Origin of the sequence: Gordonibacter sp. RACS_AR68, from assembly GCF_030418485.1 — a bacterium.
GTDB classification, from domain to species: domain Bacteria; phylum Actinomycetota; class Coriobacteriia; order Coriobacteriales; family Eggerthellaceae; genus Gordonibacter; species Gordonibacter urolithinfaciens.
In genome coordinates this window covers 253,238-272,704 of sequence record NZ_JAIPUP010000002.1, presented here as the reverse complement: position 1 = coordinate 272,704, position 19,467 = coordinate 253,238, and the positions used below count along the sequence as shown (strand labels likewise).

The 19,467-nt window shown below is 63.4% G+C and carries 6 protein-coding genes; 2 read left to right on the top strand and 4 right to left on the bottom strand.

All coding sequences use genetic code 11. The features are described 5' to 3' along the window. The first annotated feature begins 64 nt into the window (after positions 1–64). Positions 65–2,842, top strand: coding sequence for a protein translocase subunit SecD (gene secD / locus K9U15_RS05865; RefSeq protein WP_096228057.1), 2,778 nt, complete (start codon positions 65–67; stop codon positions 2,840–2,842). Positions 2,843–3,022: 180 nt separating this feature from the next. Here the strand turns inward: secD and K9U15_RS05860 are convergent, their stop codons facing one another. From K9U15_RS05860 to K9U15_RS05850, 3 genes are all read right to left on the bottom strand, one after another. After that, entirely contained in the window at positions 3,023–4,453 is a 1,431-nt protein-coding gene (locus K9U15_RS05860; protein WP_096228058.1) for a sensor histidine kinase, read from the bottom strand. Positions 4,454–4,459: 6 nt separating this feature from the next. Then, the gene (locus K9U15_RS05855) at positions 4,460–5,179 is read right to left on the bottom strand and encodes a LytTR family DNA-binding domain-containing protein (RefSeq protein WP_096228059.1); all 720 of its coding nucleotides are present in this window, start codon (positions 5,177–5,179) and stop codon (positions 4,460–4,462) included. 284 nt (positions 5,180–5,463) lie between these two features. Then, positions 5,464–6,897 carry an ATP-binding protein gene (locus K9U15_RS05850; protein WP_096228060.1) on the bottom strand — a complete coding sequence of 478 codons (1,434 nt, stop codon included), beginning with the start codon at positions 6,895–6,897 and terminating at the stop codon, positions 5,464–5,466. Between the two features lie 342 nt (positions 6,898–7,239). Here K9U15_RS05850 and K9U15_RS05845 point away from each other — a divergent pair, with 342 nt between their 5' ends. Continuing rightward, entirely contained in the window at positions 7,240–18,681 is an 11,442-nt protein-coding gene (locus tag K9U15_RS05845; protein WP_301155753.1) for a fibronectin type III domain-containing protein, read from the top strand. Positions 18,682–19,174: 493 nt separating this feature from the next. Here the strand turns inward: K9U15_RS05845 and K9U15_RS05840 are convergent, their stop codons facing one another. Further along, entirely contained in the window at positions 19,175–19,438 is a 264-nt protein-coding gene (locus K9U15_RS05840) for a DNA-directed RNA polymerase subunit beta (RefSeq protein ID WP_227115189.1), read from the bottom strand. Between the last annotated feature and the right edge of the window lie 29 nt (positions 19,439–19,467).

Below are 19,467 nucleotides of genomic sequence, written 5' to 3'. Positions count from 1 at the left end.
GTTGACGTGGCGGAGCCGCTCCGCGCGCCTTTGAATGGAAAGAATCAACGAGGGAGAGCTCTCCATGGCGACAGCCCAGAAATCGAAGAAGAAGCCCGGCCGTTCGGTCGACCGGCGCAACGTCTGGCTCCTCATAGCCACCACCTTGCTGGTGGTGGGTTCGATCTTCATGTTCGCGCCCCCGCAGGAGAAGATCAACCAGGGCCTGGACATCCAGGGCGGCCTGTCGGTCGTGCTCACGGCGAAAGGCGAGAACGGCCAGGCCGTGTCGACCGAGGACATGGAGAAGAGCCGCGCCATCATCGAGAGCCGCGTGAACGCGCTCGGCGCCTCGGAGGCCGTGGTGCAGGTGCAGGGCACCGACCAGATCCTCGTGCAGATCCCCGGCCTCACGAACACCGAGGACGCGCTCGACACCATCGGCAAGACCGGCAAGCTGGAGTTCGCGCGCCTCGACTCGTTCACCGACCAGGACGTGAAGACCAAGATAGAGAACGGCCAGTACGGCAACGAGGCCACCATCACCGACGAGCTGGGCAACTCGCTGCCCTCGGGCAAGACCGAGCACCTCAAGGTGGAGGACGGCACCTACACGCCCCTCGTTTCCGGCGCAAACATCACGAACGTTTCCATCGGCAAGGAGAAAGAGGCCTCCGCCGACTATGCGGTGAACGTGAAGCTGGACGGCGAGGGCACGAAGGCGTTCGCCGAGGCTACGAAAGAGCTTGCGCCGACGAAAGGCAAGATCGTCATCATATTGGACAACGAGGTGCAGTCCGCGCCGGCAGTGCAGTCCGAGATCCCGAACGGCGACGTGTCCATCACGGGCGGTTACTCGCTCGACGAAGCCAAGTCGCTGCAGACCGTGCTGGAGAGCGGGTCTTTGCCCGTGAGCTTCGAGTACGCGCAGAGCCAGACCGTGGGCCCGACGCTCGGCCAGGACGCGCTGGCGTCCGGCGTGCTGGTGGCGCTCATCGGCCTGGCCGTGGTCATGCTGTACCTGCTGTTCTTCTACCGCGGCCTTGGCCTCATCACGGCGGCGGCCATGGGCATCTTCGCCGTGCTGTACCTGGGCATCCTGGCCACGCTCTCGGCGTTCGGGCTGTTCAGCCTCTCGCTCGCGGGCATCGCGGGCATCGTGCTGACCATCGGCATGGCGGCCGACTCGTCCATCCTCACCATGGAGCGCTTCCGCGAGGAGATCCGCATGGGCCGCAGCGTGCGCGCCGCGTCCATCACGGGCGTGCGGCACGCCATCGTCACGTCGGTGGACGCCGACCTGGTGACGCTCGTGTCGGCGCTGTCTCTGTTCTTCCTGGCCACGGCCTCCGTCAAGGGCTTCGGCCTGACGCTGGCGCTGGGCATCGTGTGCGACATCGTCATGATGCTGCTGTTCAAGGCCCCGCTCATCCGCCTGCTGGCGCCGAAGGTCATCGCGGGCCATCCCGGCTTCTGGGGCGTTTCGGACGCCGAGGCCGCCGCGAAGGACTACGAGGCGCTGGCGCTGGCCGAGGGCACGAGCACGGCTGCGGCCGAGGCGGGCGAGGCTCTGAACGCCGCCGAGAGCGAGCGCGTGGCCGAGAAGCATGCGGGCGCCGCCGGCGAGGCCGCCGCGAAGGCGGCGCGCAAGCCGCGCGGGCGCTTCATCAAGCGCGACATCAACTTCCTGGGCTACCGCCGCATCTTCCTCACGGTGGCGGCCGTGCTCGTGTGCGCGTCGTTCGCCGTCGTGGGCGTGAAGGGGCTGAACTTCGGCATCGAGTTCGTGGGCGGCACCTCGGTGGCGTTCCACAACACGGGCGACGTGACCACCGAACAGCTGCGCGCCTCGTTCGATGCGGCCGGCGAGCCCGACGCCGTCATCCAGACGACGAACGCGGACGGCCAGGAGGGCTTCCTCGTACGCACCACCACCACGAGCGCCGAGGATGCCACGGCGCGCGCGAACCAGGTGGCGGGCGACCTGGGACTGTCCACCGACAGCTTCGAGGTGACCACCATCGGGCCCGACTGGGGCGCGAGCGTCATCCAGTCATCGCTTATCGCGTTCCTCGTGTCCATCGTGCTCATCATCATCTACATCGCCATCCGCTTCGACTATAAGATGGGCATCACCGCCATCGTGGCGCTCCTGCACGACCTGGTGCTGGTCATGGGCATCTACGCGCTGGTGGGACGCGAGGTGAACCCGAACACTATCGCCGCGCTGCTCACCATCCTGGGCTATTCGCTCTACGACACGGTGGTCGTGTTCCACCGCATCAACGACAACATGCAGGGCGACGACATCAAATGCACGTTCATGACGATGGCGAACCACTCCATCAACCAGGTGCTCGTGCGCACCATCAACACCACGCTCACGTCGCTCATCCCGGTGCTGGCCATGCTGTTCTTCGGCGGCGAGACGCTGAAGGACTTCGCGTTCGCCATGGCCATCGGCCTGATCTGCGGTTCGTACTCGTCGGTGGCCGTGGCCACGCCGCTGTACGCCATGTGGAAGACGCGCGAGCCGAGGAACGCGAAGCTCGTGAAGAAGTACGGCACGGAGGTGGGCCGCTTCGAGTTCGCGAACCCGGGCGCCATGGCGGCCGCGTCGGCGAAGCCGGCGAAGGCGGCCGCGGGCAAGCCGTCCAAAGGCGCGTCTGCCGTGAAGCCGGCATCGAAGGCGGCCGTGGAGACGACGGCTGCCGCCAAGAAGGGCACTGCATCCAACGGATCGGCAGAACCTTCTGCGGGAACCAGTCCGTCGAGCACTGTGCAGCCCCACGGTGCCAGTGCCTCCAAAGCCGGTTCCAAGCCGCCGAAGGCGAAGCGCAAGAAGCGATCCAACAAGAAATAGCCTTCTTGGTATGGGATGGTGCGGGGCGTTTCTATTGGTAATTACGAAAGCCGAAATGCGGTTGTCTTGCGGGTATCCGCTGCCGAAGTGGTGAACAGGGGAGCCGACGGCGGCCGTTGGGCGTAGAAGGTGGGACGGCATCGCTTTTGAAACGGCCGCGCCCTGACACGCCCTGGGATGCTAGCGAGCGCCGCTCGGGCGCAGCAGCACGCGAACCGTCGCCGCGTGCTCGTCGGCTTCAACCTGCACCTCGCCTCGGTAGCGCTTCGCCAGGGTCGCTACCGAGGTCAGCCCGATGCCGTCGCCTTTCCGCTTGGCCGAGCGTGCGCCGCTCGACAGCACGCCTTCCGGCGCCGCGGCGGCCAGCGCGCGGGCATCGGCGGACGTGCAGCTGTTGCGCACGGAAACCAGCACGGCGTTGCCCTCGATCCGCGCTTCGGCGTCCACAAAGAGCGGGCGCGCCCCGTCCGGCGCCGCCGATCGGCCGTCTGTCCCCGCCTGCGCGCTCCCCGCAACCTGTGCATCCTCAGCCGTCGCACGCTCACAGGCTTCCACGGCGTTCTCCAGCAGGTTCGCCATCGCCATGCAGAAATCTGCTTCGGGCAGCGGCAGGCGTTCGGGCAGTGCGAAGGCAAGCGAGACATCGGCACCGAAGGCTCGCGCCCGCTCGGCGAAATGCGCGGCCACGGAGTCCAAAGCGAAGTTGAGCGCGTAAGCGCCCGGCTCGTGTTGCGCCTGGCCGGCTCCGTGTTCGTCGAGGTACGCGCGCAGGCCCCGTACGTCGTCCTCGTCGACAAACGATCGAATGACCAGCATCTGGTGGCGAAAGTCGTGGCGCGCCTTGGCGGTGTCGCGCAGGGTGCGGCGCAGGTTCTCGTAGCGCTCATGCTGCAGCTCTTCCAACTGAGCCGTCTCGCGCAGGCGCGCGTTCTCCATGACGGTGCGCAGGGCCGAGAACAGCATGATGTACGACGCTACCATCAGGAACGCCAGGACGCTCACCGCCAGCGCGTACAGCACATCCGAGCCGAACGATAGGAATTCCACCGCGTATGCGAACAGGTACAGTGCGTTCGCTGCGACGAAGAACCCTGCGGGCACGGCGGCCAGGCGTCGCCAGAGCGCGGGGTCGTCCACCTGATCGACGCCCCAGCGGATGGTTCGCGCGAACAACGGCGTCAGCACGAGCGGGCCCGCGGAGCACACGACGGCATCCAGCACGCGCCGCGCCCCGAAGTTCCATTCCAGCGCTACCGTGCGCAGCAGTACGTCGTAGGCGAGGATGGCGATGGCGGCGGCGGTCGCGGCGCTGAAGAAAACGAACAGGCGCTTGCCCCACGGCAGCTTCGTCAGCGCGGCCAGCGACAGCAGCGACACGGCCAGCACGGGAACCGTCGCCCAGACCCCTTCCTCGCCGGCGAAGGCTGCTACGCCGATGCCGCAGGCCAGGCTGACGGCGGCGACGATGCCCAGCGCGATGCCTACGGTGGCCTTGAGAGAAAAGCGCAGCCGGCCGCGCACGGACAGCAGCATGAGGAAGAACATCGCCAGGAACGTGGGCGCGTTGCGCACGACGTACCACAGAACCCCTCCGGCGACGTCCTCTCCCATGGAAGCCTACCTCCGTACGTGGGCGAACAGGTAATCGAAATAGCGGCTGCGCGCCTCGGCGCGCGACGAGCGGCGCACGGGCAGCTTCGAGCCGTCGTTCATGAGAAAGCAGCCGTCGTCGGTGAGGTCGTCCACATGGGCGAGGTTCACCATGATGCCGCGGTTGCAGGCGAACAGCTGCGGATACGGCGCCACCATGTCCGCGAGCCGGCCGAACGACTGACGCCAGCGCAGCGGCCCGTTCGCGGTGTTGAGGTTCAAGTAGTGCCCGTCGGCGGTGATGGAGCGCACCTGCGACAGCGGCACATTGATCACGGCCGATCCGTCGTGGATGCGCAGCATGGTCTCGTCTCCGGCGAGGCGCTCGATGGCCTCGTCCAGAGCGGCGGCGATGTCGTCGGGCGTGAACGGTTTGGTCAGGTAGTGGAACGCGCGCACACGGAACCCGTCCACGGCGTGTTCGCTGGACACGGTGGTGAAGATGATGAGGCCGGGGTAGTTCTCGCGCCGCAGCCGTTCGGCGATGTCGATGCCGTTGGCGCCGTCCAGGAACACATCCAGGAACACGAGGTCGAAGGCGAGCGCGTCGGCTGTCTCGAACAGGTCGTCGCCGCCGCGGAAGCGGCATATCTCGCAGGTGCGTCCTCGCTTGTCCAGGTGGGAGCGGATCGCGTCTTCGAGGGTTTTGGCATCGGGTGCGCAGTCATCAACGATGGCGATTCTCATCGGTCTCTTTCTTCGATACATGCCGGCAGGGAGGGGTTCGCCTGAACGGCGCATATCGGTTATGCGACGCGTCATGGAACCTCCATTCCATTTTGGCGGTATCGTCGAAAAGCGACGGATGTTTTCGTGCCAGATCGGCGCGTTTCGTGCCAGGCTGTGCAGGGACGAAAATCGCCCACGTGCGGGCGGATCGTCTTGCGAACAGTATAATGCAACGCGCTGCCCCGGAAGACTAAGAGCCAGCCCAACACTCTTTACAGCTCTTTACAGCTCTTTACAGCTCTTTACAGCTTGGCAGGAGGACCGTAGTATTGAAAAGGATCGGTTTTGTTTTTGCCATGCCAGACGAGCAGTCCTTCGTCAACCAAGTTCTTCAACACGCGAGATGCCGTTGGCTTGGACACTCCCGCCTTTTCAACGAGGCTTGCCGAGGTCACCCGACCCTCCTCCGCAGCGAGCCGAAGAGCGAGCCTCTCGTTGTCGTTCAGCTTTGCAAACGTTTCGAGGGGCACAGCTTGTCCCTTGCCATGGGACAAAACATCTTCATCCATAGCCCCTTCTTGTGCTCGCCTGAAAATGTTCACTCGAAACATATTGCCGATTTCGCGGAACTCGGGTTCCGGGAGGCCGGCTTCCTCGCAGGCGTCTTTGATTCGCCTGAGTCCGGTCCCCCAGCTTTCAAATAGATCCATCTGCATGAAGACTTCAGCGATCAAGGGATTCCTTAGCGCAGTGGCACCTTCGAGTGCCTGCTCTATGGTTATGCCGCCAAAAAGTGCGCCGGGAGAAGTCACCTCAAGTCGGTCGTCGAACAACGCCACCTGTACGCACGAATTCGATTGTAGGTTTCGATGCACCACGGCGTTGACGATGGCCTCTCGAATGGCCTCCAGCGGTAACTCGTATTCGTCTTTTCGATAGAGACCTTTGATCTCGGCACCGAGCCGTATATTGCGCAGCACAAACTGAACCGCCTCGTCGACTTGTTCATAGAGCGGTCCGCCGTACTCGCGACGATCAAGAAAAACCACGCGGTCGGTGCCCTTGAACTGAGCGCACTGTATCCGGGCAAAGCGATATGAATTGCGGGTGAGTAGAATCAAGGCCCGTGCGGGAGCCCTCTTGCCGTCGATCAATTTGACAAGCCCCCAATTCTCAAGATTGCGAATAGTCGCTTCGCGTCTGCCGTCATCCGTGCGACGCCGGTTTATCTCGTCGCAAAGAAGCTGTGCTTCCTTTTCGAGGAACGGCTCCTCTGGACAAACCTGCTCATCATATGATTGAGACGACCCTCGAAGCAAGAGCTCTTTGAGAGCCGTCTCGTCTGCCATGCGGGTCGTTGCTCCGACGCGCACATAAGTCCCTTTACCAACGTCTTTGCCCTTGAAGTGATACGGCACTGATGGGCCCGGCTGGACCTCTGCTATTACAATCTCACGATCTTCGAATTGAGCAACTCGAATACGGGGAGCCAGAAGAGGCTCGCATAAATCGGAGAGCGCATTTGCGATTGTATCTGCAACCTGCGAAGCGTTGGCTATGCCAACGATCTTCCTGTCTTCATTGCGTACGCCGACGATGAGCTTGCCGCCAGCAGAATTAGCAAATGCGATGAGGGTCTTGACGTATTTCTCGCTCTTTGGAGGAAGGGTTTCCTTTAGTTCGAGGGTTTTCGTTTCCCCGTCGTCTATTTCCCGCAACAAGCTCTTATCGTCCATGACGGCTCTTTTCGTATCTCGTCATAATCCTATCGACATTCTAGCAGGAACAAAGTCCGCTGCCGCATCATGCGGTGAGAGCTGAGGCATTGAAGATGAAAATCGCTTGTCCAATAGAGAGACACGGTTTTTCAGATGTGCAGGCAGACCGAGGCAAGCGTGCGACGCGCCTGCGAACGAGTGCCCCTTTCGTCATCTCCCCCGACCTCCTCCCGCCGCTCGGGGGTTGCGGGGGTGCGTTTCGTGCCAGGGAGGTTCGTTTCGTGCCAGAAAACGGTTTTCGATCTTGCGCCTCGGTAAACTTCACTTGAAGTGTGCTTTCCTGCGAGAACGGAGTACGGTATGGGCCGGATACTGAGGCGTGAACATGAAAGCGAGCGGTCGGCGTTCGCCGCGCTGCTCACGACGGGCATGCTCGTCGCGATCCTCGTGCTCGCTGGCCTCGCGGCTCCCTCGCCCGCCTACGCGGGCGAGCTGCAAGGCACGGGCACGGCCGAAGACCCCATGCTCATCTACAACACCGGCGACCTCATCGCGTGGTGCAACAAGCTGAACGAGATGGGCCAGGACCAAGAGCGCCAGCAGCACGCGCGCCTCATGAACGACCTCACCGTCCCTGGTATCGACGGCACGGAATACGGCGGCGCCGTCACCAACGATGTCATCGCCGCCATGAACCACCCCGACTTGCAAGTGACCGAGTTCGACGGCAACGGTCATTTGATCGAGCTCCAGCTTACCGGCAGCAGCGCCCTCTTCCAAACCGGCGGCAAGCCTGACAACACGGGCGTTACAACGATCAAGGACCTCCACGTCATCGGCTCGGTGAGTCACGGCGGCAGCGCGGGCACGCTGTTCGGGAGCATCGGCGAGGAGGGCAACCCTTCCGAAAACCGCCGGATCGAGATAACGGATTGCACGAACCAGGCGAACGTGGAGGGCGGCCCGAGCGCCGGCGGCTTCATAGGCTCGTATTACGACAATGAGTCTGGCGAAGGCAGTATCGACATCGAGCGCTGCTCGAACTTCGGCGATATCCTGTCCTCGCAGGGGCACGCCGGCGGCCTGGTGGGCAGCCTTGTGGAGTACAGCAGTGAATTTCTGGCCTCTTCTCACAGAAGTAGTTTGGAGTACTGCTCGAACAACGGCGCGATCAAGTCGATGGGCGGCAGCTTCTCCACGTTCTATGACGTTTATGAAAAAGACAAGCCAGAAACAATCGGGGGATGCGCCGGAGGCCTAGTGGGGTATTCGTCGTATAAATCTACCCATTTTGTCATTGGTCACGACTACAACCAAGGGGAAATCTATAGCGCGAGCGGCATCGGATACTCCGGCGGTTTGGTGGGATTCTCCGATACCACTACCTATGATCAGCATACTATTTCGTATTGCTACAACTCAGGTACTATCAAGACCAACGCCGCAGAAGCCGGGCATGCCGGCGGCCTCTTCGGGTTCACGTTGTACCATGTAAATAATCCTAACGGCTGCCAGACCTTAGAAGGCAGCGTGCCGGCGGACGCCGTCAGCGGCACGAACAACGGCAGCATTGTCAGCAAGATTAATATGGCCTATGGCCACGGGTATACCAGTAAACAGGTACTTGAGGGCGTCGGTGTCGGCAAGAGCATCAAAGTGACGGTGATAACCCCCCTATCCAACAAGTATGACTACGAGCAAGTCGGTTGGAGCAAGACTTTCCACGGTGGAGACAGTTATCCGCCGGAGGGCTACCGTGTGCTCTATTGGACGCGCGAAGCGCTCGACGCGAACGGCACGTGGAGCGAGCCGCCCAAGGAATACAAGGCCGACTCCGACGATATACACGATCGTGTCTACGGCGGCGAGCCCGTTTTCTACGCCTACTGCGTGCCCTCTTCGGCTACCGTGAAGTTCGACCTGAACGAACCCACCGGCGGTTATACCTGCTCATTGGATCCGAAAGACGCGACCAAGACCTTCATGAAAGGCGAGCCGGTAGGTGCGCTGCCCACGGCTACCTGCGTCAACCCTAACGACAAAAAAGATACCCGGGCGTTTTTGGGCTGGGCGACCAAGAAAGATGGAAACGACCCGAAAGCGGAATGGATAAGCGAAAACTCCGACAACCTGTACGATTTCCGAGACGATTCCCATACCATCACACTGTATGCGCAGTGGGCCGATACGAGCGTGCCGTTCGAGATTCTCCGCCAACCCGAAGACTGCTTGGTTTCCGCCGTTGCCGAAGGCGTAAATCATGAGGTTTGGTTCGATTTCTACACCACGTACGACTACTATTCTGCGACGCTGCAGTTCAAGAAGGAGGGGAGCAGTAGCTATAAAGACCTCGACGTCCCCCACGCCGCCATGGCAGACCAGTTCCATTTCTACCTTGAGTCCTCAACGGAAGCCATGGGGGACTACCGCATCAAGATAGAGTACTACGATTTCCTCGAACCGTTAGGCACGCTCTACACCAGTTCTGCGAACATCGTGCTGGACATTCCGCAGTCGGAAGCGAAAGTCAGCAGCATCACCTTGGAGGAGGATAGTGAAATCGACGAGGTTTTGGGAACGCACTCCTACAACGTGAACGGGAGCATACTGGGCGACCTCCCATCGCTCATAGACGAGTCCGTTCCGGGGAACTTCGCCCATATGGCGTGGATTGAGGGCGGTCTTGGCGGCATCTTGCCGGCTACCACCAACACGGCAAAACTGTACGTTGACGACGTGCGCGGCTTCACGTTGGCGGACCAGAATTTGAGGGAGGGGCAAACCTACACGCTATGCGTGTCTCGCGTGATGGACAACTATTATCTACTCGGACGCTACACGGGCGAAAGCGAGCCGTACCGTGTGCCGTTCGTGGTGCCCTACGCAGACAGCGTGGCGGCCAGCATCACGGCGGTGCAGGTGACGGAAGAACCCGTGGTGCAAAATGGCAAGGCACTCGACTTTGATACCGACTATAACGTGTTAGTCAACGGAACGTTCAACCTAGCCTCGGATGTGCAGTACACGCAGGCGCAGACCGACGGCCGCGAGGTGTCTGCCCAGTGGCAGTATTGCATAGGCTCTAGCGGTTGGACCGACGTGCCCGACGAGCTGTTCGCTCAAGACGAGAAGGGCAAGCCGGTTCGCGGCATTGCGTGGAGCGATGACCGCAAGAGCGCGCGTTTGTATGCCACGCTGAACGCCCAGGCGAAGCTTGATGAGGCGTACTTCCGGGTGAAGCTGTCCACGCCGCCGGCGTCCGTCGACACGGCAAGCGCTCAGTCGAAGAAAGCCCTGAACCTGTCTGTTCCCCAGCCGAAGATAACGGACTTGAAGGTGACGAACGACACACATGTGAGCGTTACGTGGGAGTGGGAAGATGCCGCGGGGAACAAGTTGCCGAGCGATGGCTACTACGTGAGCATCGAACGCGACGACTCGTCAAGCTCGGGGGAAGAAAATTGGGTGGAGGTGAACCGCGGTCGGGTGTATACGTACACCTACGATGCAACCCTCGATCCTCAGCAAAAATATCGCGTGTCTGTGCGAGCCGACACGGAAGGTCTTCAAAGCTCATCAGTGCAAAAGGAGTTTTCCACGTCCGGCACGACGGTGCTTGCGTGGGACGATACCTACTGCACGGCCTACCTCCCCTCGGAAAATAAGAACGACAAAATTTCCGTGGATTACGATTGGGCGAGCTACAAAGACGGCAAACACGTCGCCCTGTACACGTGGCATCTCAGTACGGAGAAGTACGCCGAAACAGCGTACCAGAAGTTCTTCACCACGGAATCTGACACCGCGAGCTTCCCGGAGGACTTCCGGAAAGCCTATGACGAGAGCGCCCATCCGGAGACACTGTGCGATCCGATGGACGCGTGGTGGGTGTGGTTGGAGGCCGAGGTGTACAACCTTGACGAGAAGGGCAACCCGACGTATGGCATCACTGAAACCATCGCGCGTACATCGGCCCTTCCCGTGGTGCACCGCACCTCCGAGACGCTGAGCCCGAGCACGAAGGATGTCGGGTCGCACAGCATGACGATATGCTGGGATGCGCCTGCGGAGGGCCTGGTGCGCGAATACGAGGTTGAAGTGGACGACCGCATCTGGATCGTCCCGTCGGAGCAGGCAAAGGATGGCCATTTCGAGCTGAAGGTCGACGGCCTACCCAGCGATACCTGGTGTGATGCGGGTATCGGCACCACCGATTCGCGCATACCGACCTACACGGGCTCTTATACGTGGATCAAGAATGACACGACGCTGCCCAGCCCCGAGGTGGGCACCTGGACGGCCACGGCCAACCCGAGCGACGCCAAGCAGGGCGACGAGATCACGCTTTCGGCCTCCTATGCGGCGAACAGCGGGAAGTTCCCGAAGGCTGCCGAGCTGCAATGGTACTCTTGGCGCGAGGGCGACAAGGATTGGCGGCCTGAGGGCGACCCGGTTACGCTTGGCGATGCCAGTCAGGATTACACGACGACCCTGAAGCACACGGTGGCCTCCGAAGATTACGGGCGGCAGTGGAAGCTGGGCGTGAAGGCGACCTCGCCCGACGAGTCGGTCACGGACAGCTCGAACGTCGTGACGGTGGCCATCACGCCGCCCACGCCGACGGACGTCGCGTTCGGCACGTCGACGCCCACGAGCCTCCCGGTTTCGTGGACGCCGGTTGAGGCTGCGGAGGGGTACCAGATCAAGTGCGCGAAGCTGGATGCCGACGGCAATCCGGTGAGCGCGACCACGTATTCGGTGGCTGCGAGCAGCTTGACGCCGGACGCCGACGGCAAGCTGTGCTATGAGGTGCTGGGCCTTGAGCCGAGCACGCCCTACCAGGTGAGCGTTGCCGCGTTCACGCACGGCGTGACCAGCGACTTCTCGACCGCGCTCGACGCGATGACGTTGGCAGAGCCCACCATCGAGACGCCCGCATTCTCGCAGGTGCCCAAGACGACCTGGGTGGAAGCTGGCGAGGCTGCGACGTTCACGGCGCAGGCCAGCGTGAGCGACGGCGGCACGATTGCGTACGCCTGGCAGCGCAAGGGCGCAGGCGAGCAGGACTTCGCCCCCCTTGCGGCGGGCGACAAGTACGTCATGAGCGAGAAAGACGGCGTGGCGACGCTCACGGTGAAGAACGTGGGCGCGGGCGACGTGGGTGCGGCGTTCCGCTGCGTGGCGACGAGCACCAAAGAGAACCAGACGGCGAACGCCGCCAGCGCGGCGGCCTACCTGACCGTGACTCCCGTTGCGCCCACGAACGCGGAAGCGCGGGCAACCAGCGCGACCGCGGGCGAGGTTACCTGGACGGCGAACGGCATCGTGCGTCGCTTCGTGGTGACGTGGCAGCAAACCGATGGGAACGGTTCCAAGGGGTCCGAATACTCCAGGATCGTTACCATCTCCGACGTCGCAGCGCAAGGCAGCTGTCAACTCGACGGGCTGCTGCCCGGGGCAAGCTACGGGGTGACGGTGTACGCCGCGCCGCAAGCCGGCTTCCGGTCGGAGGCGGCTAACGCATCGCTCGATACGCCGCTTGCAAGCACGCTCGAAACGGCCACGGTGAACCCGGACAAGCAGCTGGTGGAACCCGGCGAAACGGTGACGTTCGAGGTTGCGACGAACGAGGTCGACTCGTCGGAACAGCTGGAGTACCGGTGGCAGCGCAACGCGTTCGGCGAGTCTTGGTTCGACGTCGATGGCGAAGACGGTGCGAAGAAGACGCTTTCCGTCACGGCGCCCGAGGGCGGATCGGTCGACGGCTATCGCTGCGTCGTGACGTCCACCAGGACGACGCCTGGCGTAGGAACCGACACGAAGAGCGTGACCAGTTCCGTCGGCTTGCTGCTGACGAGCGTTCCCGTGGCGCCGCCCGTGCAGCTTGCGGCCGAGCCGGGCACTACCTCGGTGCACCTGACGTGGGCAAGCGACGACCCGCGCGACGTCACCTACCAGGTGCAGTACGCGGAGGGCCCCACGCCGAGCGACGACGCTTGGCAAACCGTCGACAACGTGGGTTCCAGCACGTCGTGCGACGTGGAAGGCTTGAAGGCGAACACGGTGTACTCGTGGCGCGTTCAGGCGGTGGTGCGCGACCAGCTGCAGTCCGAGTGGGCTTCGGCCGATACGTTCACCACGCTTGAAGAGCCCAGCGCGCTGGCCGCGGTGTCGGTGACGCCGCGCTGGGGAGTGGCCGTGGCGGGCAGCGACAAGGACATCGCGTACACGGCGACGACGAATATCGACAACGCCCTCAATGGCGAAACGCTGTCCTATCAGTGGCAGGAAAGCGCGACCGGTGACGAGTGGGGCGATGTGCCAGGCGCAACGGGCGCAACGTACGTAGCCGATACGGCGGATGCGGCACCGCGCTCGTGCCAGTACCGCTGTGCCGTGACGGCCAGCAAAAACGGCGAGGAGCTGAAAACCATAACCAGCGAGTCGGTCAGCTTCGAGACCACGGTAGAGCCCCCCACCTCGTTGCTGGCGCAGAACATCACGGCAGCCACCGCGGATCTGTCGTGGACGGGCTCCCTTGTTGAAGGGATGTCCTACCGCGTGTTCTGGCGCGCATCGGGAACCGATGAGTGGGCCAGCACATCCGACCTGGCGGAAGCTACGTACACGCTGAACAGCCTCATGCCCGCCACCACCTACGAGTGGTACGTGAAGGTGATGGACCACGGCGAGCCGTCGGTGCGCTCGGCCACGTCGCTGTTCGTGACGCAATCGTTGTCGCCGATCCCCCAGCTCACGCGCGTGGTGGTGGGCCCGGCTGACCAAACCTCCAGTGCGACCGGGCAGGCAAGATTCACGGCGTACACGAACGTGGACGACATGCCGGACGCGACAAGGGCTTACACGTGGGAGAAGCGGGATCTGGGATCGGATCCCGCCAACCCCGGTGCATGGACGACGCTCGCGGGCAAGACGACGCGCGAGATAGAGCTTGATCCGGGCGCGGCCGGCTACGTGCGCTGCACGGTGACGTATACGCCGCCTGCCGGCGGGCTGGTGCCGCCGCTGGCCAATGCCACGGTTACCAGCACCAACGAAGGGCGCGTGCGCGTTATGCCCGCAGCGCCCGCTGACCTGAAGGCCGCCGACTTCGGTCAAACGACCGCCAAAGTCAGCTGGACGGGCGACGCGAACGGGGCTGCATCCGACCTCGTGTATCGCGTGGTTGGTTCGAGCGAGTGGATCGTCCAATCAGGATTGAATTCGGCCTCCGCCAATTTGAACGACTTGAAGCCGGGCGCGACGTACGAGTGGAACGTGCGCTCCGTTGCCTACGGTACAAGCAGCGATCCGTTGTGCAGCGACTGGGTGGCGGGTCCTCTGTTCACCACGGATCCGGAAGAGATCGTGTTCTCGCGGGCCTGGGTCACGCCGAGCGCGACGAGCGTTCTGGCCGGCGCCGACCGTGCCGTCACGCTGACGGCGAATACCGACGCCGATGCCGACCACGAGCAGCTGACCTACCAGTGGCAGCGCTCCGACGGCTCCGAATGGAAGTCCGTGGAGGGTGCGAAGGCTGCCACGCTGCAGGTTTCCGCGAAGGACCTGTCGGTCGGCGGGCACGTCTACCGCTGCGAGGTCACGGCCACGCGCGGCAGCCTCGCAAAGACGTTCGACAGCAACGAGTCCGTCGTGACGGCGATGCCCGCTGCGCCGACCGATCTTACCGTCGATGATGATTTTCCGTATGTTGACCCTGATAAGCCTAGCGGCCAGGTGAAGGCCACGCTCAGCTGGACGTGGGGCAACGGCGCTTTGCCGGAGGGCGCTCGGTTCGAGGTGAGCTACCGAAAGCTCGCAGGAGCTGGTGCCATCAATGACGAGTGGCTGTCCGCGGGTCTTGCGATAGACAACGCGACCAGGACGTGTCGGGCTGTGCTGGAAGCGAGGAATATCACGTACCAGTGGCGCGTACGGGTCGTGCAGAACGGCGTGACATCGCCGTGGTCGGAGATCGACACGTTCATCACTGCGCAGGACGAGCCGTCCGGGGTGCTCAGCTCCGTTCAGGTTACGCCCTCTGACAGCTTGGTCAATGAGACGACTGCTGTCACCCTCACGGCATCCACGAACGTGACTGATGACTCCGCTCTCACGTACACGTGGGAATGGTGCGAGCTTACAACGGAGGATCCGCGCAAAAGCGAAACCGTTTGGACGCCAATGGACGGCAAAGCATCGAAGGAGATAACGCTTTCCGGGGATGAAAGGAACCGCTACGTGCGCTGCACGGTGACGCAGACTGTTGACGGGACGACCAAGACCGTGTCCAGCAACCCGGCACGCGTGCGCACCGAGCCCATGGCACCGAAGGACACTTCCGCGAAAGCGGCCCGTGTCGGCACTTACGACTCTACCTCGTGTGCCAGCCTGAGCTGGAAGTGTGATGACCCGCGTGCAAAAGACAATGCGCAGAAAACGGTCATCGGCTATGAGGTGAACTATCGCAAGGTCGGTGAAAGCGAGTGGTCTGAAAAGATTTGCAACGAAACGAACTGCCCTCTGACTTCCCAGGTTTTGGAGTTGGATGCAACGTACGAGTGGCGCGTGCGTACGATATTGAGCAATAATATGAAAGGGGAGGGAGGTTATAATCCTACGGTGGATAAGGGCGGCCCGCATTCCGAGTGGGTGGACGGCCCCGTGTTCACCATGCCGAAGGTCGAGGTCACCCCGACGAGGGCGGCGGCGGTTATCGGCAACGGCCGCACCCTGACGTTCACGGCCATGCCCAATGCCCCCATAACGAGCAGCACGCGCGAGAAGACGTACCAGTGGGAGCGTTATGAGGGCAAGGACTGGGTGTCTGTGCCGGGCGCAACGAGCGAGACGCTCAGCATCGAGGCGAACAAGGCGGCCACGGCTGGAGCGAGCAGGTATCGCTGCATGGTGACGTTGGGCGACGGTGAGTACAGTCGTGTCGATACGACAAGCAACGAGGTCACCTGCACGCTTGCGCCCGCCGCTCCGGCCAACTTGACGGCGTCGGATATCACGTCCGGCGAAGCCACGCTTTCCTGGACGTGGGAGAAGGGAGGCTTGCAGAAGGCCGACGAGTTCAAGGTTCTCTATCGCGAAAGCGGTGCGAAGGAGTGGAAGACCGCCACGGCTGCGGGCGGTGCCTGCGAGCTTGTGCTCAAGGACTTGAAGCCCGAGACGATCTACGAGTGGCGCGTGCGGGCCGTGCAGAACGACGTGGAGTCGCTGCCGTCGTCCTCGAGTCTGTTCGTCACGGCGTCGGAGCATCCTGCCTTGAAGCTGGAGTCGGTGCTGGTGGATCCGAGCGACCAGACGGTGAAGCCGGAGGCGCAGGCCACGGTGACGGCGACCACGAACCTGGACGGGATGGTGGATCCGGGCGAGCTTACGTATGCATGGGAGAAGCGTGCGCTCGATTCCAAACCCAACGATCCTAATGCGTGGGTGGAGATCACGGGCCAAACGGGCAGCAGCGTGACGTCTTCCGTTATAACGAGCGGCTACGTGCGTTGCACGGTGACGTATACAGTCAACGGCTCTGCCGTGGGCGACCCGGTTGTCAGCAACGAGGTGTCCGTGCGCGTGCAGCCTGGTGCCGATGCTGTTCCGACCGGCCTGGAAGTGAAGGATATCGGCGACACGGCGGCGACGCTCGCATGGGACGGCACGCTGCCAACCGGCGGCTCCTTCACGCTGCTGTACCGGCCGGCTGGCGAGGACGGATGGACCACGGTGTCGAAGCTCACCGCATCGCCCTATACCGTAGAAGGCCTTGCTCCCGGCACGACATACGAGTGGCGCATGTGCTCGGTGTCGGCCGACGGGGTGGCCTCCGAATGGGTTGACGGTCCTGCGTTCGCCACGACGTCGCCGGACGGCGTGCTCGGCAGCGTAGTCGTGGCTCCCGAGCGTGCGGAAGCGGTGGCGGGCGATAGCGCGCTGGTCGAGGACTTCTTCGCCACGGTTACCGGTGCCGCCGAGGGCCAGTCGCTGGCGTACCAGTGGCAGGTCCTGCTGTCCGGCGGGTGGACAAACCTGCCCGGCGAGACGGGCGAGCGCACCCATCTGTCGGTTGCCACCTTGGAAGCGGGCGAGCACTCCGTGCGCTGCCTCGTGACGGCGACTGCGCCGGGCGGCAAGACGAAGACGGTCGAGAGCAACGCGGTGACGCTGGTGCTGTCGCCGGCAACGCCGAGCGGCCTTGACGTGCGAGAGGTGACGAGGGATGCGGCGACGCTTGCGTGGACGTGGACGGGGCCGGGTGCGGTCGAGTCGTTCAACGTCCAGTACCGCGAGGAAGGCGCTTCGGAGTGGCAGCTTGCCGATGCCGCCGCTATCGACGCCGTGAACATGACCTGCCCGCTGAGCGGTCTTGCGCCCGGCACGTCCTACGAGTGGCAGGTGCAAGCCGTGCAAGGCGGCCAGGCGAGCGAATGGGCCGGCAGCGGGTTCGTCACGCTGTCGGGCGGGTCGCTCAAGGTCGCGCGCATATGGCCGCCCGACGTGGTGCTTGGGAAGGGCGAGCAAGCGAAGTTCACGGTATTCACGAACCTCGGGGATGCCGAGGGCGTTTCGTACGAGTGGCAGCGCCGCGCGCTCGATTCCGATGATGCCGACGGTTCGTGGGAGACTATCCCGAACGCGACGGATAAGGTCTTGACGCTCGCCGCCAACACCACCGGCTACGTACGCTGCGTAGCCACGCAGACGGCTCCAAGCGCCGGGGCGGCCGAGGGTGCCGAGGTATCTGAAGTTGCCGAGGTTGCCGAGGCGGCTGAAACGCCTGAGACGCCCGAGGGAGCCGACGTGGCCGACGTGGCCGAGGCTGGCGCGTCGAACGAAACGCTTGGGGTGAACGACGGTCCCGAGGCAAGCGAGACGCCTGCAGTGAACGAGGCAGGCGAGGCGTCCGCGACATCTGAGGTGTCTGAGGTTGCCGAGACGTTCGCGGCGCCGGCGCCGGTCGCGATCAGCAACCAGGCGCGCGTGCGCGTGACGCCCAGCGTGCCGAGCGGGCTTGCGGTGGGCGCGGTCGGTTACACGAACGCCGCGCTTTCGTGGGCGGCCGCCGATGTGGACGGCGTCACGTTCACGCTGGCGTACCATGTTGCCGGCAGCCAGGATTGGACGGAGGTCGCGGGTTTGACCGAGCCTTCGTACGACCTGGGCGGCCTTGAGCCGGGGACGCTCTACGAGTGGCGCGTGCAGGCGGTCGTGGGAGAGGGCGACGACGCTTTGAAGACGGCGTGGGCGTACGGCGATTCCTTCACCACACAAACGATGAAAACCTACCAGGTGACGGCCGGCGCCAATAGCACGTGGAAGCCGGGGCAGGCAGGTCTGGCGTTCACTATCAACGGCGACCTCGACAAGTTCGTGTCGCTGGCGGTCGATGGCGCGCAGCTCGTCCGCGGCAAGGACTACACGGCGGCTTCGGGCAGCACGATCCTCACGCTTTCGAGCGACTACCTGGCCACGCTTTCGGCGGGCACGCATACGCTGGTCGCGACGTACACCGACGGGACGGCAGAGACGACGTTCACCGTGGCCGCGGCCGACCCCGGCCCTGGCCCCGACGACCCGAAGCCCGACAAGCCGACGCCGACCCCGCCAAATGACGGCAACAACGGCAACAACGGCGGTAACGGTGGAACCGGCGCCACCGACGGCGCCGCGGGCGCCAAGCCGCTGGCTCCTACCGGCGACCCGCTGGGCAACGCCGTGGGCACCGCAGGCGTCCTCGGAGCCGTTTGCACGGCGTTTGCGGCGATTGCAGCGGTTCGCCTGCGCCGCCGCCGCTAACCAGCACCACCCAAGGCCCGGTCGGCGCTCCGCGCCCCCGGGCCTCCCCGTGCCCAAAAAAGGTACAGTGAGCGCCCCCGCTCGTCCCGAACGACCAGGGGCGCTTTTTCCCACAGCACAGCAAGGCCGACCGCCCTCGCGCCCCCTGCCCGTGTCCTACGTACAACCGGGGCATCCGGTGCGTGCGAGAACCTGCGTAGGGCAGGCACCCTGTGCTTGCCGCAACCTGTGACCCGGCCCCGGTTGCACGGTGCCCCCCCCCCCAAAAAAACGTCCCGCAATCGGCGCTCGTCGTGGGATCGTCCCGTAGGGCAAGGGCTCCGCCCTTGCCGCCGACCCCCGGCCCGACCCGCGACGGCGCGGGCGTAGGGGTCTGCCCCCCTCTTCCGTCCGACAGCGAAATGGGCCGAAGCCCTTCACGAGGCTTCGGCCCTTCTACAGGAAGGCTTTTGATACAACCCCTTCGCTTAAGCGCAGACAGAGAATTTGCCGATTACTCCTCAAGCCAGTGCGCGGCACGTGCCGACCGTGCGAAGTGAGGGTCGTGCAGCGTGATGATCTCGCCGTCGAAGGCGAAGATCACCGTGTAGGGGATGGAGCGGTACTCGAAGGTGAAGCGCCGCCGCGCCTTGCCCGTGCGTGGATATGCCTCGGGGAACAGCCGTACCGTGGCGAGGGCGGCCTGCAGCGCGTTGTCGAACTCTTCAAGTGCAGAATAGTCATCGTAGTGGAAAAAGAGATTTCTCGCGATGTCCACATGTGTTTCGTTGAACTCGGGTGCGTACT

What these genes read in the sequence shown, in the direction of transcription:
- K9U15_RS05845 (WP_301155753.1), top strand. Translation starts at nt 7,240, where the DNA reads ATGGGCCGGATACTGAGGCGTGAACATGAAAGCGAGCGGTCGGCGTTC.
- K9U15_RS05855 (WP_096228059.1), bottom strand. Translation starts at nt 5,179, where the DNA reads ATGAGAATCGCCATCGTTGATGACTGCGCACCCGATGCCAAAACCCTC.
- secD (WP_096228057.1), top strand. Translation starts at nt 65, where the DNA reads ATGGCGACAGCCCAGAAATCGAAGAAGAAGCCCGGCCGTTCGGTCGAC.
- K9U15_RS05860 (WP_096228058.1), bottom strand. Translation starts at nt 4,453, where the DNA reads ATGGGAGAGGACGTCGCCGGAGGGGTTCTGTGGTACGTCGTGCGCAAC.
- K9U15_RS05850 (WP_096228060.1), bottom strand. Translation starts at nt 6,897, where the DNA reads ATGGACGATAAGAGCTTGTTGCGGGAAATAGACGACGGGGAAACGAAA.